Source organism: Vibrio sp. 811 (assembly GCF_033339195.1).
Genome location: NZ_JAWOUB010000247.1, coordinates 1 through 822, shown reverse-complemented (window position 1 = coordinate 822; position 822 = coordinate 1). Strand labels below are relative to the sequence as shown.

Below are 822 nucleotides of genomic sequence, written 5' to 3'. Positions count from 1 at the left end.
AACCACAACACCTTCAACTTGGAAACGAACCGCGCCACCGACGCTCCATTTCATGTCTTCATAGAGTGTTTTTAAAGCGGATTCGTCGGCAACTCGCCCCACCTCAACAAACGCTACCCATTGCCACCAAGGCATATCGTAGTAATTGATAATGGGAATATCGTCCAGAGGCTGCCAGTCTGGTAATACTCGATATTCGGCAGAATAGTGAATTGCAGAGCGTCCATGGTAACGACCCGCGGTATAGCCTCTCAAACGGTACAACCCACCCAAACGAACTTGTTCTTGCTCTGGCGGACGACTACAAACAACACCATCACATTGATTCCAAGTTGGTGTGTCGGCTGTATAAAAATCCAAGGCCAGTACTTGTTGATCAAACCAATCACCAAGAGGCCCCAGCGAGTAATATTGGCTATTTTGGAATTCCCACTTTAGCCACAGCTCCTCTGATTGCCAACTTTCTGCGCCCGTCGTCAAATTCAAAGAGGTATGCGAGCCTCGGGTCGTGTTACGTGCGCTATCGCGGTTGTCCCAATCAAAACCCAATGTAAAACCGTAAGCTTGCTCTTTCTTATCATTGTATACATCCAACGCTCGTGATGAATAAAAAGGCGTCAGCAGGATAGAGCTAACGCCCGACGCCAAAGGCGATGCATAGCGAACGTCACGGCTGGGTAGAAACGCGCCTTTCAAACCATGATCTTTCACCGCGCCCCACGGCAACAGGTATTTGAATTCGAACTTATACTTTTGCTCATCACTGTTTGTGATCGTCTGAGATTCAAACGACGAGTTGTTATCGCCTTGATCACCTAAGTA

1 protein-coding gene is annotated in these 822 nt (G+C 47.9%); it reads right to left on the bottom strand.

The features are described 5' to 3' along the window. The coding region (locus tag R7Q46_RS26135; RefSeq protein ID WP_318078077.1) for a BamA/TamA family outer membrane protein at window positions 1-822 on the bottom strand (822 nt) is incomplete at both ends.